Consider the following 22,171-nt stretch of genomic DNA (forward strand, 5'->3'; position numbering starts at 1 on the left):
GTTCTGGTGTGCGTGTGCGTGTCGCGGCTGTGCGGGCTACGACGTGAAGCGCGTGATGAGGCCGAGGACCACGATGCAGACGATCCAGACCAGGCCGAGGATGACCGTGATGCGGTTCAGGTTGCGCTCTGCGACGCCCGAGGCGCCGAGGTTCGAGGTCATGCCGCCGCCGAACATGTCGGAGAGGCCGCCGCCGCGCCCCTTGTGGAGCAGGATCAGGAGGGTCAGCAGCAGGCTGGTGATGCCGAGGAGCACCTGCAGGACGACCTGGAGGATTTGCACGGTGTGGGACCTTTCGTGAGCGTGCGCGCGCGATACGGGTGCGCGGCACCGTCTGCCAGTATAAGCGAGCGCCGGTTCGTCACCCGCCCTGTCTGCTAGTACGTCGCGTGCTTCTTGTAGCGCGCGATCGCCGAGAACTCGTCGACGTCGAGGCTCGCTCCGCCGACCAGGACCCCGTCGACGTCCGGGCACTTCATGAACCCGACGATGTTGTCGGACTTGACCGAGCCGCCGTAGAGGATGCGGGTCTTCGCGGCCGTCTCGTCACCGACCGCCTGACGCACGACCTCACGCAGAACTGATGCCACGTTCTGGGCCTGCTCGGGGGTCGCGGGCGACCCTGCGCCGATCGCCCATACGGGCTCGTACGCGACGACGAACTCGTCGCCGGGCTTGAAGTCGATGAGCGCGCCGCGCAGCTGGTTCGCTGGCACCGCGCTCGGCTCGTGCCGTTCGAGGTCCTTCGCGGTCTCGCCGACGCAGATGAGCGGCACGATGCCGCCGTCGCGCGCGGCCTTCGCCTTCGCCGCGATGGTCTCATCGGACTCGACGTGCCGGTAGCGACGCTCTGAGTGGCCCACGATGACGTACTCGGCGTCGAGCTTCTTCAGGAACGTCGCCGAGATCTCGCCCGTGAACGCGCCGGAGACGTGCGTCGACACGTCCTGGCCGCCGTATTTCAGCTCGAGCTTGTCGGCCTGCACGAGCGTCTGCACGCTGCGCAGGTCGGTGAACGGCGGGAACACCGCGACCTCGACGTCATCGAAGTCGTGCCGGGCGTCCCGCAGGCTCCATGCGAGCTTCTGCACGAACGCGATCGCCTGCAGGTGGTCGAAGTTCATCTTCCAGTTGCCCGCGATGAGCGGGGTGCGCGCGTCGCTCACTGCGAGGCCTCCCAGCCGAGGACTTCGAGGCCGGGAAGCCTCTTGCCTTCGAGGAACTCGAGGCTCGCGCCGCCGCCGGTGGAGATGTGGCCGAACTGGTCGTCGTCGAAGCCGAGCGCGCGCACGGCGGCCGCCGAGTCGCCGCCGCCGACCACCGCGAGGCCGTCGACCTCGGTGAGCGCCTGCGCGACGGCCTTCGTGCCTGCCGCGAACGGCGCGAGCTCGAAGACGCCCATCGGGCCGTTCCAGAACACGGTCTTCGCCGAGGTGATCTTGGCGGCGAACGCTGCGGAGGTCTCGGGCCCGATGTCGAGGCCGAGCCCCGCGGAACCCCACGGCGAGCCCTCGATGTCGTCGGCGGCGCGCACCTCGTGCGCGGCGTCGGCGCCGAACTTCTCGGCGACCACGACGTCGGTGGGCAGCACGATCTCGACGCCGAGCTCCTCGGCCTTGGCGAGATAGCCCTTCACGGTGTCGATCTGGTCCGCCTCGAGCAGGCTCGAGCCGACCTTGTGGCCCTGAGCCGCGAGGAACGTGAACAGCATGCCGCCGCCGATCGCGAGCGCGTCGACGCGCGGCAGCAGGTGCCCGATGACGCCGAGCTTGTCGCTGACCTTCGAGCCGCCGAGCACGACCGTGTACGGCCGCTCGGGGTTCTCGGTGAGGCGGTCGAGCACGTCGAGCTCGGCGGCGATCAGCAGGCCGGCTGCGCTCGGCAGCGCTTGCGCGAGCTCGTAGACGGATGCCTGCTTGCGGTGCACCACGCCGAAGCCGTCCGAGACGAAGACGTCGCCGAACGCGGCGAGCTTCGCGGCGAACGCGGCGCGGGTCGTCTCGTCCTTCGAGGTCTCCTCCGCGTTGAAGCGCAGGTTCTCGAGGACGAGCACGTCGCCGTCGGCGAGTGCGGCCACCTTCGCCTCGGCATCCGCCCCGATTGTGTCGGACGCGAACGCGACGGGCGTGCCCAGCAATTCGGAGAGCCGCACGGCGACGGGCGCGAGCGAGTATTTGGGGTCCGGCGCGCCGTCGGGGCGCCCGAGGTGGCTGATCGCCACGACGCGGGCGCCCTGCGACAGCAGCGCGTTGAGGGTGGGCAGGGACGCTCGCACACGGCCGTCATCGGTGATGACGCCGTCTTTCAACGGCACGTTCAGGTCGAGGCGCACCACGACCGTCTTGCCTGCGAGCGAGCCCAGGGAGTCCAGGGTGCGAAGCGCCACTGCTCTTCCTCGGTCTTTCTGCCGCGCCTAGAGGCGCTCGGCCACGTAGTCGGCGAGGTCGACGAGGCGGCGCGAGTAGCCCCACTCGTTGTCGTACCACGCGGACAGCTTGACCTGGTCGCCGATGACGCGCACGAGGCCCGCGTCGAAGATCGACGAGTGCGGGTTGCCGACGATGTCGCGCGAGACGATCTCGTCCTCGGTGTACTCGAGGATGCCCTTGAGCGGGCCCTCCGCGGCCTCCTTGTAAGCGGCCTTGATCTCGTCGACCGTGACCGGCGACTTCGTCGTGACCGTGAGGTCGGTGATCGAGCCGGTGGGGGTCGGAACGCGCAGCGCGAAGCCGTCGAGCTTGCCCTTCAGCTCGGGCAGCACGAGGCCGATGGCCTTCGCCGCGCCGGTCGAGGTCGGGATAATCGAGAGGCCGGCCGCGCGGGCACGGCGCAGGTCCTTGTGGGGGCCGTCCTGCAGGTTCTGGTCCGCGGTGTACGCGTGAACGGTGGTCATGAGGCCGCGCTCGATGCCGAACTTGTCGTTGAACACCTTCGCGAGCGGCGCGAGGCAGTTCGTCGTGCAGGACGCGTTCGAGATGATGTGATGGTTCTCGGGCTCGTAGAGGTGCTCGTTGACGCCGATGACGAAGGTGCCGTCCTCGTTGGTCGCGGGGGCCGAGATGATGACCTTCTTGGCGCCGGCGGCGATGTGCGCCTTCGCCTTCTCGCCGTTGGTGAAGAAGCCCGTCGACTCGACGACGATCTCGACGCCGAGCTCGCCCCACGGCAGGTTCGCGGGGTCGCGGTCGGCGAGGACCTTGATGCGGTGGCCGTCGACCACGATGCTGTCGCCGTCGACGCTCACGTCGTGCTTCAGCGTGCCGAGGATCGAGTCGTACTTGAGGAGGTGCGCGAGGGTCTTGGCATCGGTGAGGTCGTTGACGGCGACGACCTCGAGCTCGGTGCCCTTCTCGAGCGCGGCGCGGAAGAAGTTGCGACCGATGCGGCCGAAGCCGTTGATTCCGATCTTTACGGACACGGGGATCTCCAGGTGTGTTGAATGCCGAGCGGATGCCGGCAGGTGAGGGTGGGGAGTTGCGGAACCGGCGCCCGGCATCGTGTGCCGGGCGCCGGAAGATTCCTACGGAAGCAGCAGACCTGAGGTGGTGGTGCGCGCCTTCTCGAAGCGGGCATTCACGTCGGCCCAGTTCGCGATGTTCCAGAACGCCTTGACGTAGTCGGCCTTCACGTTGACGTAGTCGAGGTAGAACGCGTGCTCCCACATGTCGAGGAGCAGCAGCGGAACGGTCGCGGTGGCCAGGTTGCCCTGGTGGTCGTACAGCTGCTCGATGATGAGCTTCTGCCCGAGGGAATCCCACGCGAGAATCGACCAGCCGGAGCCCTGGATGCCGAGCGCCGAGGCGGTGAAGTGCGCCTGGAACTTGTCGAACGACCCGAAGAACTCGTCGACAGCAGCGGCAAGCTCACCCTCGGGCTTGTCACCGCCGTCCGGCGAGAGGTTGTTCCAGAACACGGTGTGGTTCACATGGCCGGCCAGGTTGAAGGCCAGGTCCTTCTGAAGCTTGTTGACGTTGGTGAGGTCGCCGGCGTCACGGGCCTCGGCCAGCTTCGCGATGGCGGTGTTCGCGCCCGTCACGTAGGCGGCGTGGTGCTTGTCGTGATGCAGCTCCATGATGCGGCCCGAAATGTTCGGCTCGAGTGCCGAGTAGTCGTAGGGCAGCTCTGCGAGCGTGTAGTCAGCCATTCACTCTTCTCCTCGTATCTTCTACAGACGATCTCAACTCTAGTGACGCGAGAGCGCCCCGATAAGGCTCGAGGTCACTCTTCGAGATCAGGCGGAAGGTTCGCCTCTGTCCCCGGAATGCCCAGGTCGGTCGCCTTCTTGTCGGCCATCGCGAGCAGGCGGCGGATGCGCCCGGCGACCGCGTCCTTGGTCATGGGCGGGTCGGCGTGGTGCCCCAGCTCGTCGAGGCTGGCATCACGGTGCGCGAGGCGCAGCTGCCCGGCGTACTTGAGGTGGTCGGGAAGGTCGGGGCCGAGGATCTCGAGCGCCCGCTCGACGCGTGCGCACGCGGCGACGGCGGCCTGCGCGCTGCGGCGCAGGTTGGCGTCGTCGAAGTTGACGAGCCGGTTCGCGGTCGCGCGCACCTCGCGGCGCTGGCGCAGCTCTTCCCAGCTGCGCACGGTGCCCACGGCGCCCATCGCCGCAAGCATCCCGCTGATCGCCTCGCCGTCGCGGATGACCACCCGGTGCACGCCGCGGACCTCGCGGGCCTTCGCCGCGATGCCGAGGCGGCCGGCAGCGCCGACGAGCGCCATGGCGGTCTCGTTCCCGGGCGTCGTGATCTCGAGCGACGCGGAGCGGCCGGGGTCGGTGAGGGTGCCTGCGGCCAGGAAGGCGCCGCGCCACACGGCCGCGAGCTCGTCGCGGGCGCCGGTGGTGAGCTTGTTGGGCAGGCCGCGGATGGGCCGGCGGCGCGCGTCGAGCAGGCCGGTCTGGCGGGCGAGCGTCTCGCCGCCGTCGACGACGCGCACGACGAACTGGTCGGCGCGGCGTGTGCCGGACGCGGCGATCACGGTGCCCTCCGAGCGCACTCCGTAGAGCTCGGCGAGGGCGCGGGCGACGTGGCGGGCGAGCTGCGGGCTGTCGAGCTCGCTCTCGATCGCGATGCGGCCCGAGATGACGTGCAGGCCGCCGGCGAGCCGGAGGATGGTGGCGAGCTCAGCCGCACGTACCGTGGTCTTGCCCGCCGGGGCCGAGAGAAGCTCGTCCTTGACGTCCGCGGTCAGTGCCACTGAGTTACGTCCAATCTGCCGCGTCACTCGCGGCCAAGGTCACGGTGCTTGACGTTGACGGCGACCCCGGGCAGGTCAGAAGCCCGCCGCGCCAGCTCCTCGACGATCGCGACGGAGCGGTGTTTGCCGCCGGTACAGCCTATCGCGATCAGGGCGTGCCGCTTGTTCTCGCGCTGGTAGCCGGCAAGCGCGACCGCAAGCATCCGCGACCACAGCTCGACGAACTCCTCGGCACCGTCCTGCGCGAAGACGTAGTCGCGCACCGCCTCGTCTGTTCCATCGAGCGCGCGCAGCTCCGGCACCCAGAACGGGTTCGGCAGGAAGCGCACATCGGCGATCATGTCGGCGTCGCTCGGCAGCCCGTACTTGAAGCCGAAGCTCGTCATCGTGACCTGCACACCCGGCGTCGTCTCGGTCTTGTACGCGTCGTGGATGCGGTTGGTGAGCTGGTGGACGTTCAGCTCGGAGGTGTCGATCAGCTGGTCGGCGAACTCGCGCAGCTGCTTGACCCGCGTGCGCTCCTCCATGATGCCGTCGAGGATCGTGCCGTTGCCCTGCAGCGGGTGGGGCCGGCGGACCGCCTCGTAGCGGCGCACGAGCGCGGAATCCGACGCGTCGAGGAAAAGCACGGAGAGCCGTACGTTGTCGCGCAGCGACGGCAGCAGATCCTGCAGCTCCGTGAAGAAGTCGCGTCCGCGCACGTCGAGCACGGCGGCGATGCGCGGGGTGTCCTGCTCGGCTCGGCCGGCGAGGTCGAGCAGAGGCCGCAGCATCTGCGGCGGCAGGTTGTCGACGACGAACCAGTCGAGGTCTTCGAGGGCTTTCGCCACCGTCGAGCGGCCGGCGCCGGACATGCCGGTGACGATCAGGACTTCCTGCTGCGGTGGTGGTGGCGCTGCCGTCACATCCGTAAGCCTATTCGCCGTCGGCGGCATGCAGGGTCTCGTGCACCGCCTGTGCGAGGGCGGGGCCGATTCCGCGGCTCTCGGCGATGGCTTCGACGGATGCCTCGCGCAGGCGCTTCACCGATCCGAAGTGGCCGAGCAGCTCTTTCACGCGGGCCGGCCCGAGCCCGGGCACGGTGCCGAGCACGCTCGAGATGTCGCGCTTACGAGTGGCGCGCTGGTAGGTGATCGCGAAGCGGTGCGCCTCGTCGCGGATGCGCTGGATGAGGAACAGTGCGTCCGAGTTGCGCGGCAGGATCACCGGGAAGTCGGAGTTCGGCAGCCAGACCTCTTCGAGGCGCTTGGCGATGCCGGCGAGCTGGATGCCCTGCACCCCCGACTCGTCGAGTGCGCGCTTCGCCGCGCTCACCTGCGGCTGGCCGCCGTCGACGAGCAGCAGCTGCGGGGCGTACGCGAACTTCTTGCGGCGGGTCTCGCCGGTCTCGTCGTCGCGTTCGGCGACCGGGGTCGCGGCTTCTTCTTTGAGGTAGGCGAGGCGGCGGGTGAGCACCTGGTAGATCGAGTCGGTGTCGTCCGTCGTCTCGGGGATCGAGAACCGGCGGTACTGGTCTTTGCGCGGCAGCCCGTCCTCCATGACGACCATGGACGCCACGACGTTCGTGCCGGAGAGATGCGAGACGTCGTAGCACTCGATGCGCAGCGGCGCGTCGGCCATGCCGAGCGCGTCTTGGATGACGTTCAGCGCCTGCGAGCGTGCCGTGAAGTCGGCGCTGCGGCGCGTCTTGTAGAGCGCGAGCGCGCCCTTGGCATTGAGCTCGGCGGTCTGCGCGAGCTGGGCCTTGTCGCCGCGCTGGGCTGTGCGCAGCGCCACCGCTCCCCCGCGGCTCGCGTCGTCGGTCTTCGTTCGACGATCTGTGAGCCACTGCTCGAGCACCTCGCTGTCTTCGGGCACCTCGGGCACGATGACCTCGCGCGGCGGCGCGAAGTCGCCGTCGTACGCGTTCTGCAGCACGGTGTCGACCAGGTCGGCGAGCTCGAGGTCGAGCTCCTTGTCGACGACCCAGCTGCGCGTTCCGCGGATGCGCCCGCCGCGCACGATGAACTGCTGCACCGCCGCTGCGAGCTCGTCGTGGGCGATTCCGAAGACGTCGGCGTCGACGTTGTCGGAGAGCACCACGGCCGTCTTCTCCATCACGGCGGTGAGCGCCTGGATGCGGTCGCGGTAGCGGGCCGCCAGCTCGAAGTTCAGCTCGGCCGAGGCATCCGTCATCTCTTTCGTCAGCGTGCGCAGGTAGCGCTGGTCGCTGCCCGACATGAAGTCGACGAACTCGTTCGCGAGCTCGCGGTGCTCCTCGCGCGTGATGCGGCCGACGCACGGCGCAGCGCACTTGCCGATGTCCGCGAGCAGGCACGGACGGCCGGTCTGCTCGGCGCGACGGAACACCCCGTCTGAGCAGGAGCGCATCGGAAAGGCCTTCAGCATCAGGTCGAGCGTCTCGCGGATCGCCCAGACCTTCGTGTACGGGCCGAAGTAGCGGCTCGTCTTGTCCTTCCGGTTGCGCGTGACGAGCGCACGCGGCACGTTCTCGCCGAGGGTCACCGCCAGATACGGGTAGGACTTGTCGTCTTTGAAGACGACGTTGAACGGCGGGTTGAACTCTTTGATCCAGGTGTACTCGAGCTGCAGCGCCTCGAACTCGTTGCCGACGACCGTCCACTCGACGCTCGCCGCCGTCGTCACCATGCGCCGCGTGCGCTCGTGCAGGTTGCGTAACGGCTGGAAGTAGTTCGACAGCCGCGCGCGCAGGTTCTTCGCCTTGCCGACGTAGAGCACCCGTTGGGTCGCGTCGCGGAAGCGGTACACGCCAGGGGATGTCGGGATCTCGCCCGTCTTCGGCTTGTACGCCACGGTCTGCGACGGCACGTGACCGTTGGTGATTCCGCGTGCGGTCTCTGCGCTGGGTGCCACGGTCAGGCGGATGCCTTCGCACGCGCCGGCTCGTCGAGCCCGAGCACCTCGCGCAGGAACTGGCCGGTGAAGCTGGCCTCGACCTGGGCGACCTGCTCGGGTGTACCCGTCGCGATCACCTGGCCGCCGCCCGCGCCGCCCTCGGGGCCGAGGTCGATGATGTGGTCGGCGCTCTTGATGACGTCGAGGTTGTGCTCGATGACGATGACGGTGTTCCCCTTGTCGACGAGGCTCGACAGCACCAGCAGCAGCTTGCGGACGTCTTCGAAGTGCAGACCGGTCGTCGGCTCGTCGAGGACGTAGATGCTGCGGCCGTTGGTGCGGCGCTGCAGCTCGGTGGCGAGCTTCACGCGCTGTGCCTCGCCGCCGGAGAGCGTCGTCGCGGACTGGCCGAGGCGCACGTAGCCGAGGCCGACATCGACGAGCGTCTTGAGGAAGCGATGGATCGCGCTGATCGGCTCGAAGAACTCCGCAGCCTCGGCGATGGGCATGTCGAGCACCTCGGCGATGTTCTTGCCCTTGTAGTGCACCTGCAGGGTGTCGCGGTTGTAGCGGGCACCATGGCACACCTCGCAGTCGACGTAGACGTCGGGCAGGAAGTTCATCTCGATCTTGATCGTGCCGTCGCCCTGGCAGTTCTCGCAGCGGCCGCCCTTGACGTTGAAGCTGAACCGGCCCGGCTGGTAGCCGCGCGACTTCGCCTCGACCGTCTCGCTGAACAGCGTGCGGATCTTGTCGAACACGCCCGTGTAGGTCGCCGGGTTCGACCGCGGGGTGCGGCCGATCGGCGCCTGGTCGACGTGCACGACCTTGTCGAGGTTGTCGACGCCCGTCACACGCGTGTGCTTGGCGGCGACCTTGCGGGCGCCGTTGAGCCGCTGCGCGAGCACCCGGTAGAGGATGTCGTTCACGAGCGTCGACTTGCCGGAGCCGCTCACACCCGTGACTGCGGTGAAGACGCCGAGCGGGAACTCGACCGTCAGGTCCTTGAGGTTGTTGGCGTTGGCGCCGACCACCTGCAGCATCCGCTTCTTGTCGATCTTGCGTCGCTTCGACGGCGTGACGATCGCCTTGCGACCGGCGAGGTAGTCGCCGGTGAGCGAGTCGCGGTTGTCGACGAGCTCGTCGTAGGAGCCGGAGTGCACGACACGGCCGCCGTTGACGCCGGCGCCCGGGCCGATGTCGACGACCCAGTCGGCGGTTCGGATCGTGTCTTCGTCGTGCTCGACCACGATGAGCGTGTTGCCGAGATCGCGCAACGCGACGAGCGTGTCGATGAGCCGGCGGTTGTCGCGCTGGTGCAGACCGATCGACGGCTCGTCGAGCACGTACAGCACGCCGGTGAGGCCCGAGCCGATCTGCGTCGCGAGGCGGATGCGCTGCGCCTCGCCGCCCGACAGCGTGCCTGCGGCGCGTGCCATGTTGAGGTAGCCGAGCCCGACCTGGATGAGGAAGTCGAGCCGAAGCTTGATCTCGCGCAGCACCTGGGCGGCGATGACGGCCTCGCGCTCGGTGAGCTTGAGCTTGTTCATGAACTCGCGCGAGTCGGTGAGGCTCAGCTCGGCGACGTCGGCGATGGAGTGCTCGTGCACCAGCACCGCGAGCACCTCGGGCTTGAGGCGCTTCCCGCCGCACACGGGGCACGGCACCTCGCGCAGGAACTCTGCCCAGCGCTGGCGCTGGGTGTCGGTCTCGGCCTGCGCGTACTGCCGTTCGATGTAGGGCACGACGCCCTCGAAACCGCTGGTGTAGCTCATCTCACGCCCGAAGCGGTTCTTCCAGCGGACCTTCACCTCGAAGTCCTCGCCGTGCAGCACAGCGCTGCGCACCCGCTCGGGCAGCTTGTTCCACGGGGTGTCGAGGTCGAAGTCGAGGTCACGTGCGAGGCCGGCGAGCAGCTTCTCGTAGTACTGGTAGAGGCTCTTCCCCTGGCTGGTCCACGGGATGATGACGCCCTCGGCGAGGCTCGACTCGGGATCGCCGAGCAGCAGTTCGTCGTCGACGGCCATGCGCACGCCGAGGCCGGAGCACTCGGGGCAGGCGCCGAACGGGGCGTTGAACGAGAAGGTGCGCGGCTCGATCTCGGTCAGCTGGATCGGGTGCCCGTTGGGGCACGCCAGCTTCTCGCTGAAGGTCACCCAGGCATCAGGCGAGTCCGCGGGCTCGTCGACGAAGTTCACGTCGATGAGGCCATCGGTGAGACCCAGTGCGGTCTCGATGGAGTCCGTGAGGCGGCCGAGGATCTCGGGCCCGGCGACGAGACGGTCGACGATCACGGAGATGTCGTGCTTGTACGACTTCTTGAGGGTCGGCGGCTCGGTCAGCGCGTGCTGCTCGCCGTCGACGAGCACACGTGCGAAGCCCTTCGCCGCGAGCTCTTTGAAGAGGTCGACGAACTCGCCCTTCTTCTGCTTCACGACCGGTGCGAGCACCTGATAGCGGGTGCGCTCTTCCAGCTCCATCAGCTGGTCGGCGATCTGCTGCACGGTCTGCCGCTGGATCTTCTCGCCGCAGACCGGGCAGTGGGCGACGCCGATGCGCGCCCAGAGCAGGCGCATGTAGTCGTAGATCTCGGTGATCGTGCCGACGGTCGAGCGCGGGTTGCGGTTCGTCGACTTCTGGTCGATCGACACGGCGGGGCTGAGGCCCTCGATGAAGTCGACGTCGGGCCGGTCGACTTGGCCGAGGAACTGGCGCGCGTAGGCAGAGAGCGACTCGACGTAGCGTCGCTGCCCCTCGGCGAAGATCGTGTCGAAGGCGAGCGACGACTTGCCGGAGCCGGACAGCCCGGTGAAGACGACGAGTGCGTCGCGCGGGATCTCGAGGTCGACGTTGTGCAGGTTGTGCACGCGGGCCCCGCGCACGCTGAGTTTGGCGCGCGAGTCGACCGGATGCACGTGCCCGAACGCTGCGGAGGAGGTGGGGGACGTCACTCGTCGAGTCTAGATTCGACTACCGACATTGCGCTGGGCGCGGCTGTCGGCCGGCCCGGCCCGGCATGTCACGATGGTCAGGTGCTGGCCTACCCGGACTACCTTCGGCTGCTCCCCAAGACCGAGCTGCACTGCCACTTCGTCTCCACCCTGAGTGCGGCCCGGCTCATCTCGCTCGCGGATCGGTACGGAGTAGAGCTTCCGACGACCGACCCCGACGAGCTCTTCGACTACTCCGACCTCGCAGACTTCCTCGTCGCCTTCCGGGCGGCGACCGACGTGCTGCGCTCCCCAGATGATCTTGCGACGACCGCCTACGACGGCGTTCGCGCCGCGGTGATCGCCGGCAACCTGCGCTATCGCGAGTACGGCGTCAACCCGCAGTACTTCGCCACGCGCGGCATCGGCTACACCGAGCTCCTCGACCCCGTGATCGACGGGTTGCGGGCCGCGGAACGCGACCTCGGCGTCGGCTTCCGGATCGTCGTGGCGATCAACCGCCGCGAGTCGGCGCGCAGCGCCGTCGAGCTCGTCGAGCAGATGGTCAGGCATCCGTATGCCGAGGTCGTCGCGCTCGGCCAGGACGATCTCACACCCGAGAACACGGAGGACCCTGGGCGCTTCGCCGAGGCGTACGCGCTCGCGAAACGGCACGGCTTCAAGACGACGGCGCACGCCGGCGAGACGGCGACCGCCTCCGCCGAAGATGTCCGGATCGCGGTCGATGTGCTGGGTGTCGATCGCATCGACCATGGCTACCGGGTCCTCGACGACGCAGAGCTGACCGCGCGCCTGCGCGATCGGCACCTGCCCTTCGCGACGACCCCGCTCTCGACGCGGGTGCTGTCGAAATGGGAGCTCGATGCCGACCATCGCATCGCGCACATGATCCGCGCGGGGCTCAACGTCTCGGTCTCGACGGACGACGGCGTCTTCTTCCGCACGGACATCGGCCGCGAGTACAGCGAGGGCCTGCTCGACTTCGGCATCGACGCGGCGGGCGCGCAGGCGATCGCGCTCGCCGGAATCGACGGCGCGTTCTGCGACGATGACGAGAAGGCGCGGCTGCGTGCGCGGTTCGCGGCGGAGTTCCTCGCGCTCGACGCGCTGCTCGAGCACTGACCGGACAGCGGCGGCAGTCATCGCGTCCCTCCCTGTGCTCTCAGCTGTGCGCGGATGCCCGACTTCGCGTGCAGCAGGACGGGATCCCGCCCGGGCCACAGCAGCCAGTACTGCGATCCGCGTCTCTCGATGCGCGCACCGTGGTTGTGGAGCATCAGGTGATGTCGTCTGCAGAACAGCGTGCCGTCTCGGGTCTCGGTCTTGTGGTTCGCAGAGCTCTCGGCCCAGGGATTGTCGTGGTGGCCCTCGCACGCATCGGGAGGCATCGGGCAATCGGGCCAGAGGCAGCCGCCGTCACGTTTCGCCATCGCGCGCCGCTGTCTCAGCGTGAACAGCCGCTGGTCTTTCCCGACATCGATGGCCTGACCCGTCTCGTCGAACAGCACGGGGGTGAAACCGCCGCCGCACAGCATCCGCACGGCATCCGTTGCAGTGATCGGGGTGTCTGACCCGTCGATCCAGGCGATTCCCTGGTCGGGCCCTGCACAGTTCAGCCCCAATGCGGCGCCCGGGCAGTGCGAATGGTCGCCCGCGTGATGCGCCCGAAACACGGCCTGTGCCGCGCGCGCCTTCTTGAGGTCCGCAGCGGTCAGCGCGACCATCACCTGGGGCCGATGCCTCGCCAGCAGCACGTTGCTCTCCGACTGGCCGCCGCACTCCACCAGGTCGACGACCGTGTCGGCCATGAGCTGCTCGTTGCTGCGCGGGTCTTCATCGAGTTCACGGGCGCGTGCGATCTCGGCGGCGTCGCGGAAGCGCGGGCCGCCGAGTCGCGGCGACAGCATCGTGCGGATCGGGCCGTAGAAGCGCGCGTCGGATTCCGGATCGAGCTCGATGTCGTAGTGGACCATGCCGCTCGCACGCACGAACCGCTTGAAGGATCGGAGTTCCTTGCAGTGCTCGGCCTCGCGCACGGCGGCAAGCGTGTCGAGCGAGGCGCGAACGCGCTTCGCGGCACGCGCGAGATCTTCGGGAGTCCATTGCCCTGACCAGCAGTCGCCGATCAGCTCCAGCGCCGCCGCGCGCCACGCGGGCGCGAGCTCGGTCAGCTGGGGCGGGCCCAGCGACTGCCTGAGGGCATCGCCCTGAGCGGCGCTGAGCCAACGATTCCGCACGGCGACCGCCACCGGCACGTCCCACGCGCCAGGAAGCGCGGCCAGGGCCGCGATCGACCGCTCGCCCGCGTCGAACGGCGGATCGTCACCCTTGTGCACCGGCGCGACGGCCTGCGCCGTCTCGAGCAGCCCGCCGACGCGGACGAGCCGCACGGCCTCGTCGCGCCCGACCCCCGTGAGGTTCTGGACCAGCCCGACCCCGTCTTTGAACCCGCGCTTCTGTGCAAGACCCTCGGTGCCCAGCTCGCGCGCGGACTTCCGCTCGATGTCGGCGGCCAGCAGTGAAATCGTCGCGACGACGCTCGAGCGGATGCCGCCCAGCACCTGCGTCGCGCGCGCTTCATCTTCGGGTGTCAGGGTCGCGAGGTCGTCGGCGCACGGCAGCGCCCCGGCCACCGTGGCGGCGAGGCTCTCAAGCGAGGCGAGTACCGAAGACATGCCAGCAGGCTACGACCCGCCATCGACATTGAGGGCGGTATAGACGAATATGTGTACTATTCGGTGATGCGGGTACCTGTGGGCGGAAAGACCCGCGCAACGATCGCCCTGGCGGCCGCATCCGGCGACAACCGGGTGGTGTCGACGACGACCTCGTCCTTGAAGCCCGCGCGGTCCAGGATTCCGGCGAGCTCGGGGTGACGCCGCAGATGCCACTCCAGCCCGGCATCCTCGCCATGCCTGGCCTGAAGCCGCGCCGCGGCGACCACAGGGTCGAGAGTCAGCAGCACGTGAAGCATCCGCCGTGCCGCAAGTGCGTCAGAGACGAGACCAAGCTCGGCAGCCGCTTCGATCACGCCAGCCGACACGATCACCCGCGCTCCGTGCTCGCGGAAATTCGCCGCGATCGCGCGGATGTTCGCTCGCGCCAGAGCTTCGTTGAACCGGTCGCCGGCCGGTGCGGGCCACGCACGGCGCAGCCAGTCGACGTCGATCACGGCACCGGGCACGCCGAGCCGCTCGAGCTCGGCCCCCACTGCCTCGGCCGTGGTGGTCTTGCCGGTGCCGACGCTGCCGTTGATCCAGACGGCATCGAATTCGAGTGGGCGCACGATAAGATGATGGCCTGTTCCCGCGGATCACCCGCAATGCCAGGGAACACGCAGAAGGACAGGGAATGACGGACAGCACCGGTTTCGCGACCACTCGCTGACACCGCCTGCCCAACACGCTTCGCAAAGCACCCGGGGCTCCGCCGTGTCGGCGTATCACTTTCGACACGAACCGGAGCCTTTTCCATGCCTTCTGCACCCTCCGTCGTCCTGAACGACCTCACCTTCACCTGGCCTGACGGCGAGCGGGCGATGACGTCGTTGAGCGGCGCCTTCGGCCGCGGCCGCACCGGCCTCATCGGCGCCAACGGCGCGGGCAAGTCCACCCTGCTGCGCCTGATCGCCGGCAGACTGAGACCGACCCGCGGCTCGGTCGCGATCACCGGCACGGTCGACTACCTGCCGCAGCAGCTGACGGTCGAGACGGATGCCTCGCTCGCCGACCTCCTCGGTGTGCGGTCCGTCGTCGACGCCGTGCGCGCGGTCACCGCGGGCGACGCCTCCCCCGAGCTCTTCGACGTCATCGGCGCCGACGGCTGGGACCTCGAAGAGCGCGCAAGCGCCGAGCTCGCCGCCACGGGACTCCCCAGCGACCTCGACCGCCGCGTCGGCGAGCTCTCCGGCGGCGAGGCGATGCTCGCGGGCGTCGTCGGGATCCGGCTGCGCGGGGCATCCGTCGCCCTGCTCGACGAGCCCACCAACAACCTGGACGGCGACGCGCGCGAGCGGCTCTACGACCTGGTGCGCGGCTGGCGGGGCGCGCTCATCGTCGTGAGCCACGACACCGCGCTGCTCGAGCTGATGGACGACACCGCAGAGCTGCGCGGCGGCGCCCTGACCGTCTTCGGCGGCCCGTTCAGCGCCTACCGCTCGTGGCTCGACGAGCAGCAGGCCGCCGCGCGCCAGGTGCTCGCGACCGCGAAGCAGAAGCTGCGCGTCGAGCAGCGCGACCGCATCAGAGCCGAGGCGAAGGTCGCCCGCAGCGCAGCCGACGGCCGCAAGAAGCGCGCCAACGGCGACTTCGGCAAGGCGATGTTCGACGGGCTCAAGAACTCGGGCGAGAAGTCGGCGGCGAAGATCCGCGGGATGCACGCCGGGCGCGAGGCCGAGGCGCGGGCCGCCGTCCTCGAAGCCGACCTGCTCGTGCGCGACGACGACCGCATCTCCGTCGACCTGCCGGACCCCGGCGTCGCTCGCGGCAGGCGCATCGCCGTGCTGCGCGGCGCCGACGGGCGCGAGTTCGTCATGCAGGGACCCGAGCGGGTGGCGCTCACCGGGCCGAACGGCGCGGGCAAGACCACCATGCTCGAACGGCTGGTGAGCGGCGACGGGATGCTCGCCGACCGCGTCGCCTACCTGCCGCAGCGCATCGACACGCTCGACGAGACGGCGACCGTGCTCGACACCGTCGCCGCCGCGGCCCCGAACACGACCACGGCCGAGCTGCGCAACCGGCTCGCGCGCTTCCTGATCCGCGGTGACGCGATCGCCCGCCCGATCTCATCGCTGTCAGGCGGCGAGCGGTTCCGGGTCGCGCTCGCACGGCTGCTGCTCGCCGACCCGCCCGCGCAGCTCCTGATCCTCGACGAGCCGACGAACAATCTCGACCTCGACTCGATCGACCGGCTGGTCGAGGCGCTCTCGGCCTATCGCGGGGCGCTGCTGGTGGTGAGCCACGACCGTGGGTTCCTCGAGCGGCTCGGTCTGGACGCAGAGCTGCGGCTGGAGGCATCCGGCATCATCACCCGCGTGTGATGCGCCGCCAATGCTACGACCGCCGAGGCAGCAGCCTCACGAACAGCAGAGCGCCGAGTGCGAGCAGGGCGAGGGCGGCGACCAGCACGGCGGGCTGCCAGGTGGCGTGGGGCGTCGCGCGCAGCCAGAGCGCAAGCGCGAGCAGGCCCTCGCATGGCACGACAGCGGCAGCGATGACGCGCAACGGCCTGACGAAGACGCCGACCGCGACCCGGGCGCGTGGAGGGATCAGTGCGACGCGTGCTGCGAGCAGCTGTGCGAGCGCGACACCGGCGAGGATCACGTAGGGGCGCCAGTTCGCCGGGTCGGCCGGGGCGACGATCTCGCTCAGGGCGAGGCTCAGCATCGCCACCCACGCGAGCTGCACCCAGGGGGTCGCCACCGCCACGAGGGCGGCGACGGCCGCGATCCAGCCCCAGGCATCCCCCGCATGCACACCGGCGAGCACGAGCAGCAGCACACCGAGCCCTGCGCGCGCGGCCCATGCAGGGATCTCCGTGCTCACCGCACGGCTCCGGCTCGCTGCTGCCGCGGCCTCGACAGAGAGAGCAGCATCGCCTCGCGCTCGGCGTCGATGACGTCGAGCCCCCACGGCAGCAGCTCGACGCCGCCACGGGCGAGCGCCGTAAGCCGGTTCGCACGGTCCATCATGATGAGCCGGTGCGCGATGCGGCGCTCAGTCGTGAGCGTGTCGGTTCGGGCGGGCGGCAATACGTCGACGGCGATGACGCGGTGGCCGGATGCCGCGAACTGCAGCGCAGCGACAGCGGGGTGGTCGTCGAGGAACGTCGAGAGCAGGAACACCGCGGCCCCTGGCGTCACGAGCGGCGCACGCCGCGTCGTGCGCTGCGCCCCGGACGGCGCCGTCGCCGCGATCGAGCGCAGCAGGCGGTCGAGGTGCCGCGTGCCGGCACCCGGTCGGACGACGCGGCCGGGCACGGCCAGGTCGGTGAGCGCGACGCGGTCGCCCTGGCGCAGGTAGCCCGCCGCGATCGAGGAGGCGGCCGAGCGCGTGACGTCGAGCGACGTCGTTCCGCTCTCCACGGGGTTGAAGACCGCCCAGGTGTCGACGTTCTCACCGACGTCGTCTGCGCTGTCGATGATGACGAACACGGTCGCGTCGGCCTGCGCGCGCGTGCGGCGTACATACAGCTCACCAGGGTCGCGGGCGAGCCTGGCGGTCGTCTTCCAGTCGATGCGGCGCAGCCGGTCGCCGGGGCGGAAGCGGTCGATGTCGTGGAAGTCGCCGCCGTCGCCGGGGCGGGAAGAGTCGTGGCTGCCGGTCATGCCGGTGAGACGCCGCGGCAGCGGCAGCGCGCCGATCGGCGCGAACGCGGGGGTGATCGTGCGATCGAACGAGACCGGTCCGTCGATGTCGCTGAGGAACGCCCCACCGCTCGCGACGAGCCGCCACTCGATCGCGACGACGCGCTGCGGGCCGGAGTGCGGTGTGCGCACCCGCCCGCGGAACTCGACGGGACGGCCGGGCGAAGAGGCCACCACGTGCACACGCGGGCGCACGCCCAGTTCGAGCACGCGCAGCTGCACGGCTTCGACGCCGGGCGCGGCGTCGAGCCGCAGGCGATAACCGAGCGCCCCGTCGCGCGGGGTGCGGTCGCCGATGAGCTCGACCGTTGTGGGAGCGCTCGGTGCGGCATCCATCGCCTGCTCGCCTGACGCCGCGCGCGGCCGCCTGTCCCATGCCCAGGCCGCGAGAATGAGCAGCGGCAGCCCCATGACGACCGCGTCGGCGTGCCCGCTGACGATGCCGGCGGCGACCGTGACGATGCCGACGATGACCGCGCCGGTCTGCCCGACGGTCAACCGCCAGCGCGGGTGCGGTGCTGCCGGCCCCGAGCCTGCGCTCATACGCTCGGCGCGCCGACCGCGGGCGGCCCTGCGACGACGCCGACCAGCTCGGTGACGACGTCGAGCGGGTTCACTCCGGTGGCCCAGGCCTGCGCGGTGAGCGACAGGCGGTGCGCGAGCACCGGGATCGCGATCGCCTTGATGTCGTCGGGCGTCACGAAGTCGCGGCCGGCGATCACGGCACGGGCACGGGCGACGAGCATGAGGCCCTGCGAACCGCGCGGCGAGGCGCCGACCTGAACGGCTGCGTGGCGGCGGGTCGCCGTCGCGAGGTCGACACAGTACGCCGCGATGTCGGGGTCGACGTGCACCGTCTCGACGCCCGCCTGCATCGCGGCGAGCGTGCCGACAGAGACGACGGGCTCGACCGTCGCGACCTCGTGTCGGCGCGCGACTCGGGCGAGCAGGACCTGCTGCTCCCCCGCGCGGTCGGGGTAGCCGACCGACAGGCGCACCATGAAGCGGTCGAGCTGCGCCTCGGGCAACTGGTAGGTGCCCTCGAACTCGATCGGATTGCTCGTCGCGATGACGTGGAACGGCTTCGGCAGCGGGAAGCTGCTGCCCTCGACGGTCACCTGTCCTTCCGCCATCGCCTCGAGCAGCGCCGATTGGGTCTTCGGCGCGGTGCGGTTGATCTCGTCGGCGAGGAAGAGGCCGGTGAACACCGGCCCCGGCCGGAACACGAACTCGGCGGTGCCCGGCTGGTAGATGTACGAGCCCGTGATGTCGGAGGGCAGCAGGTCGGGCGTGCACTGCAGCCGGCGGAAGTCGAGGCCGAGAGCCGATGCGATGCTGCGGGCCGCGAGCGTCTTGCCGAGCCCCGGGACGTCTTCGAACAGCACATGACCGCCCGCGAGGATCGCCGCGAGCGCCGTCGTCAACGGTGCGCGCATGCCGACCACGACGGTGCCGACGCGGTCGAGCACCTCGTTCGCGAGGCGAGAGATCTCGGCGACGGGCAGGGCTTGGTCGGTCATCGGTGCTCCTTTACGCGGTGATGCCGTCAAGCGCATCGAGGCAGGCCAGCACCGCGGACTGGCTGGGCATGCTCGACACGTTAGCGTGCAACGTCGCGTATGCGCGCTTCCCGATCAGGGCCTCGATCTCACTGCGATCGGATGCCGCGTCGAGGTCGAGCCCGCGCTGCGCCAGCCGGTTGCGGGCCACCTCGCGCACGCGGTGGAAGGCGCGCTGCTGCACGTGCCCGTGCAGATCGGCGACCGCCCAGCCGAGCACGTGCACGTCGTCGCGCGAACCGTCGGCGGGTTCCGGCCGGTGCTTCGGCCAGATCGGCTCTTCGAGCGAGGGTGCTGCACGCCACACCGCTACCAAGGCGGCGGCCACCATGCCGATCGTGAAGCCCCACCACGGACCGGCGCCGAAGAACCAGATCGCCGCGCCCGCGATGACACCCACGAGAACGGCGGGGCCGAGCACACGCCCGCGCACGAGGGCGCTCATCGCCGCGCCCGCAGGACCGGCTCGTGCCACGAGTCGAGCAGCTTCTCGATCGCAGCGCGCGCCCTGCGCACCTCTGCCGAGGTGATCTCGTGCGCGCCGAAGCGCACACTCTGGTAGACCTCGACGAGCTGTGCGGCGGCCGCTCCATCGGCCTGCACGCGGGTGATCACCCGCGTCGTGAACTCCGTCGGCGTCTCGGCCGCGCGCCGCTCGACGCCCGAGTCCTCGGCGGCGGCCTGCAGCCCGAGCCAGGCACGCACTACCGCGTCGGCGGGCTCGCGGTCACCCGCGAGCTCGTCGAGCGCGAGCCGCAGGCCCCGGTGCACGATCGGCGCGTCCGGTTCGGCCTCTGGCTCGGCGCTCTCGTCGGGGGCGAGCGGCGGCTCGTCGTCTGCGACGGCGCCGATCACGGGTTGCGCAGTGCGCGTCGCCCACAGGCGCAGCAGCACGCGCACCACCAGCCAGCCGACCAGGACCGCCGCTGCCGCGACGACGACCCCCAGAACGATGGGCGCCAGCGGCGACGTCTGCGCATGATCGGGGTGCTGCTCCGGCGGCAGCGTCGGCGCGCTCGTGACCGCGGGCGGCGGCTCGGTGCCGAAGAGCCCGGGGTTCCAGATCGGCCCGCCGAAATGTAGGCCGCGCGCGAACGCCACCGCCGCGAACAGCACGGCGCCGAGCATGGCGCAGCCGATCAGCGTGCGGAAGCCGGCTGCGCGGTTCAGGCGTGCCCCGCCTTCTCCATCTGGCGAAGCTCCTTCTTGAGATCGGACAGCTCGTCACGCAAGCGGGCGGCCAGCTCGAACTTCAGCTCGGCCGCCGCCTCGAGCATCTGCCCGTTCAGGTCCGCGATGAGCTGCTCGAGCTCCATCGCGCCCTGCGCGGCGATGCCCACGCGCTGGGCCTTCGCGCCTTTCCCCTTGCCGAGCTTCCCGCCGTCGCGGTCAGCCATCAACTTGGCGGTGTCGGCCTCTTCGCGGGCGAGCACCTCGGTGATGTCGGCGATGCGCTTGCGCAGCGGCTGCGGGTCGATGCCGTGCTCGGCGTTGTAGGCGATCTGGATGTCGCGGCGCCGGTCGGTCTCTTCGATGGCGGCCTTCATCGAGTCCGTCATCGTGTCGGCGTACATGTGCACCTCGCCCGAGACGTTGCGCGCCGCGCGGCCGATCGTCTGGATGAGCGAGGTGCCCGAACGCAGGAACCCCTCTTTGTCGGCATCGAGGATCGCGACGAGCGACACCTCGGGCAGGTCGAGGCCCTCGCGCAGCAGGTTGATGCCGACCAGCACGTCGAACACACCCTGACGCAGCTCGGTGAGCAGCTCGACGCGTCGCAGCGTATCGACGTCGGAGTGCAGATAGCGCACCCGCACCCCGGCTTCCGTGAGGAAGTCGGTGAGCTCTTCCGCCATCTTCTTGGTGAGCGTCGTGACGAGCACGCGTTCGTCGCGGTCGACGCGCGTGTGGATCTCCTCCAGCAGATCGTCGATCTGCCCCTTCGTCGGCTTCACGACGACCTTCGGATCGACGAGGCCCGTCGGGCGGATGATCTGCTGGACGATTCCGTCTGCGATGCCCATCTCATAGCGGCCGGGCGTCGCCGACAGATAGACCGTCTGCCCGACGCGGCCCTTGAACTCGTCCCACGTGAGCGGCCTGTTGTCGAGGGCGCTCGGCAGCCGGAATCCGTGCTCGACCAGCGTGCGCTTGCGGCTCGCGTCGCCCTCATACATCGCGCCGATCTGCGGCACGGTCTGGTGCGACTCGTCGATGACGACGAGGAAGTCGTCGGGGAAGTAGTCGAGCAGGCACGTCGGCGGCTCGCCCGGGTTGCGCCCGTCGAGGTGCCGCGAGTAGTTCTCGATACCCGAGCAGAAGCCGATCTGCTCGAGCATCTCGAGGTCGAAGGTGGTGCGCATGCGCAGCCGCTGCGCCTCGAGCAGCTTGCCCTGCCGCTCGAGCTCCTCCAGCCGCACGGCCAGTTCCTCGCGGATCGTGCCGATCGCCCGGTGCACCGCCGCCTGGCTCGCCGCGTATTGCGTGGCGGGCGCGATCGACACGGAGTCGAGCTGCTGCAGCACCTGGCCGGTCAGCGGGTGCAGCAGCGAGATCGCCTCGACCTCGTCGCCGAACAGCTCGATGCGCACCGCGTTCTCGTCGTAGATCGGGATGATCTCGATCGTGTCGCCCCGCACCCGGAACTTGCCGCGCGAGAAGTCGATGTCGTTGCGCTCGTACTGCGCGTCGACGAAGGTGCGGATCAGACGGTCGCGCCCGACGGTGTCGCCGACCTGCAGCACGGTCATCGCGCCGAGGTACTCGTCGACCGCGCCCAGGCCGTAGATGCACGACACGGTCGAGACGACGACCACGTCGCGCCGCGACAGCAGTGCGTTCGTCGTCGAGTGACGCAGCCGCTCGACCTCGGCGTTCACCGACGAGTCCTTCTCGATGAAGGTGTCGGTCTGGGGAACGTAGGCCTCTGGCTGGTAATAGTCGTAGTACGAGACGAAGTATTCGACGGCGTTGTTCGGCATCAGCTCGCGGAACTCGTTGGCGAGCTGCGCCGCGAGGGTCTTGTTGTGCGCGAGCACGAGCGTCGGCCGCTGCACCTGCTCGATGAGCCACGCGGTCGTCGCCGACTTGCCCGTTCCGGTCGCGCCGAGCAGTACGACGTCGGTCTCGCCCGCGTTGATGCGGCCCGCGAGTTCCTTGATCGCCTGCGGCTGGTCGCCGCTGGGCTCGTATTCGCTGATCACCTCGAAGGGGCGCACAGCGCGAGTCGGTTGAGCCATGCA

General features: G+C 69.6%; 19 protein-coding genes. 2 read left to right on the forward strand and 17 right to left on the reverse strand.

Going from position 1 to position 22,171, the window contains the following annotated elements; genetic code table 11:
• Window positions 1–36: 36 nt before the first annotated feature.
• From secG to uvrA, 9 genes are all read right to left on the reverse strand, one after another.
• Window positions 37–282 carry a preprotein translocase subunit SecG gene (secG, locus tag D7I44_RS15950; RefSeq protein WP_120790399.1) on the reverse strand — a complete coding sequence of 82 codons (246 nt, stop codon included), beginning with the start codon at window positions 280–282 and terminating at the stop codon, window positions 37–39.
• Between the two features lie 95 nt (window positions 283–377).
• Complete coding sequence (gene tpiA / locus D7I44_RS15955) at window positions 378–1,124, reverse strand: triose-phosphate isomerase (RefSeq protein ID WP_245980339.1); 747 nt, start codon at window positions 1,122–1,124, stop codon at window positions 378–380.
• A gap of 38 nt (window positions 1,125–1,162) precedes the next feature.
• Window positions 1,163–2,386: a phosphoglycerate kinase gene (locus D7I44_RS15960; protein ID WP_120790401.1), complete on the reverse strand. Its 1,224-nt coding sequence runs from the start codon at window positions 2,384–2,386 to the stop codon at window positions 1,163–1,165.
• A 27-nt stretch (window positions 2,387–2,413) separates the two neighbouring features.
• Window positions 2,414–3,418, reverse strand: coding sequence for a type I glyceraldehyde-3-phosphate dehydrogenase (gene gap / locus D7I44_RS15965; protein WP_120790402.1), 1,005 nt, complete (start codon window positions 3,416–3,418; stop codon window positions 2,414–2,416).
• A 102-nt stretch (window positions 3,419–3,520) separates the two neighbouring features.
• The gene (locus D7I44_RS15970; protein ID WP_120790403.1) at window positions 3,521–4,144 is read right to left on the reverse strand and encodes a superoxide dismutase; all 624 of its coding nucleotides are present in this window, start codon (window positions 4,142–4,144) and stop codon (window positions 3,521–3,523) included.
• Between the two features lie 74 nt (window positions 4,145–4,218).
• A complete protein-coding gene (gene whiA, locus D7I44_RS15975; protein ID WP_120790404.1) occupies window positions 4,219–5,196 on the reverse strand; it encodes a DNA-binding protein WhiA in 978 nt (325 codons plus the stop codon).
• Between the two features lie 23 nt (window positions 5,197–5,219).
• Window positions 5,220–6,131: an RNase adapter RapZ gene (rapZ, locus tag D7I44_RS15980; RefSeq protein ID WP_120790405.1), complete on the reverse strand. Its 912-nt coding sequence runs from the start codon at window positions 6,129–6,131 to the stop codon at window positions 5,220–5,222.
• Window positions 6,112–8,070: an excinuclease ABC subunit UvrC gene (gene uvrC, locus D7I44_RS15985; RefSeq protein WP_245979750.1), complete on the reverse strand. Its 1,959-nt coding sequence runs from the start codon at window positions 8,068–8,070 to the stop codon at window positions 6,112–6,114. Before uvrC ends, rapZ begins: the two co-directional genes overlap by 20 nt.
• A 2-nt stretch (window positions 8,071–8,072) precedes the next feature.
• Window positions 8,073–10,967: an excinuclease ABC subunit UvrA gene (gene uvrA / locus D7I44_RS15990; protein ID WP_120790406.1), complete on the reverse strand. Its 2,895-nt coding sequence runs from the start codon at window positions 10,965–10,967 to the stop codon at window positions 8,073–8,075.
• A 117-nt stretch (window positions 10,968–11,084) separates the two neighbouring features.
• Here uvrA and add point away from each other — a divergent pair, with 117 nt between their 5' ends.
• Window positions 11,085–12,125: an adenosine deaminase gene (add, locus tag D7I44_RS15995; protein ID WP_162940327.1), complete on the forward strand. Its 1,041-nt coding sequence runs from the start codon at window positions 11,085–11,087 to the stop codon at window positions 12,123–12,125.
• A gap of 17 nt (window positions 12,126–12,142) precedes the next feature.
• On the opposite strand, the gene D7I44_RS16000 is transcribed toward add, so the two are convergent.
• The gene (locus tag D7I44_RS16000) at window positions 12,143–13,678 is read right to left on the reverse strand and encodes an HNH endonuclease signature motif containing protein (RefSeq protein WP_120790408.1); all 1,536 of its coding nucleotides are present in this window, start codon (window positions 13,676–13,678) and stop codon (window positions 12,143–12,145) included.
• Window positions 13,679–13,734: 56 nt separating this feature from the next.
• Window positions 13,735–14,289 carry an adenylyl-sulfate kinase gene (locus D7I44_RS16005; RefSeq protein ID WP_120790409.1) on the reverse strand — a complete coding sequence of 185 codons (555 nt, stop codon included), beginning with the start codon at window positions 14,287–14,289 and terminating at the stop codon, window positions 13,735–13,737.
• 186 nt (window positions 14,290–14,475) lie between these two features.
• On the opposite strand from D7I44_RS16005, the gene D7I44_RS16010 reads away from it, so the two are divergent.
• A complete protein-coding gene (locus D7I44_RS16010; protein WP_120790410.1) occupies window positions 14,476–16,044 on the forward strand; it encodes an ABC-F family ATP-binding cassette domain-containing protein in 1,569 nt (522 codons plus the stop codon).
• A 13-nt stretch (window positions 16,045–16,057) separates the two neighbouring features.
• On the opposite strand, the gene D7I44_RS16015 is transcribed toward D7I44_RS16010, so the two are convergent.
• The 6 genes from D7I44_RS16015 to uvrB are packed head-to-tail and all read right to left on the reverse strand — an operon-like array spanning window position 16,058 to window position 22,168.
• On the reverse strand, window positions 16,058–16,549 hold the full coding sequence (locus tag D7I44_RS16015; protein ID WP_120790411.1) for a hypothetical protein: 492 nt from the start codon (window positions 16,547–16,549) through the stop codon (window positions 16,058–16,060).
• Window positions 16,546–17,913, reverse strand: a complete 1,368-nt coding sequence (locus D7I44_RS16020) for a DUF58 domain-containing protein (RefSeq protein ID WP_162940328.1) — start codon at window positions 17,911–17,913, stop codon at window positions 16,546–16,548. Before D7I44_RS16020 ends, D7I44_RS16015 begins: the two co-directional genes overlap by 4 nt.
• Window positions 17,910–18,890, reverse strand: a complete 981-nt coding sequence (locus tag D7I44_RS16025; protein ID WP_120790413.1) for an AAA family ATPase — start codon at window positions 18,888–18,890, stop codon at window positions 17,910–17,912. Before D7I44_RS16025 ends, D7I44_RS16020 begins: the two co-directional genes overlap by 4 nt.
• A 10-nt stretch (window positions 18,891–18,900) precedes the next feature.
• Window positions 18,901–19,404: a hypothetical protein gene (locus tag D7I44_RS16030; protein WP_120790414.1), complete on the reverse strand. Its 504-nt coding sequence runs from the start codon at window positions 19,402–19,404 to the stop codon at window positions 18,901–18,903.
• The gene (locus D7I44_RS16035; RefSeq protein WP_120790415.1) at window positions 19,371–20,057 is read right to left on the reverse strand and encodes a DUF4129 domain-containing protein; all 687 of its coding nucleotides are present in this window, start codon (window positions 20,055–20,057) and stop codon (window positions 19,371–19,373) included. The genes D7I44_RS16030 and D7I44_RS16035 overlap by 34 nt, the downstream gene beginning before the upstream one ends.
• A 38-nt stretch (window positions 20,058–20,095) precedes the next feature.
• Complete coding sequence (gene uvrB / locus D7I44_RS16040) at window positions 20,096–22,168, reverse strand: excinuclease ABC subunit UvrB (RefSeq protein ID WP_120790416.1); 2,073 nt, start codon at window positions 22,166–22,168, stop codon at window positions 20,096–20,098.
• Between the last annotated feature and the right edge of the window lie 3 nt (window positions 22,169–22,171).

Source organism: Gryllotalpicola protaetiae, assembly GCF_003627055.1.
GTDB classification, from domain to species: Bacteria; Actinomycetota; Actinomycetes; order Actinomycetales; family Microbacteriaceae; genus Gryllotalpicola; species Gryllotalpicola protaetiae.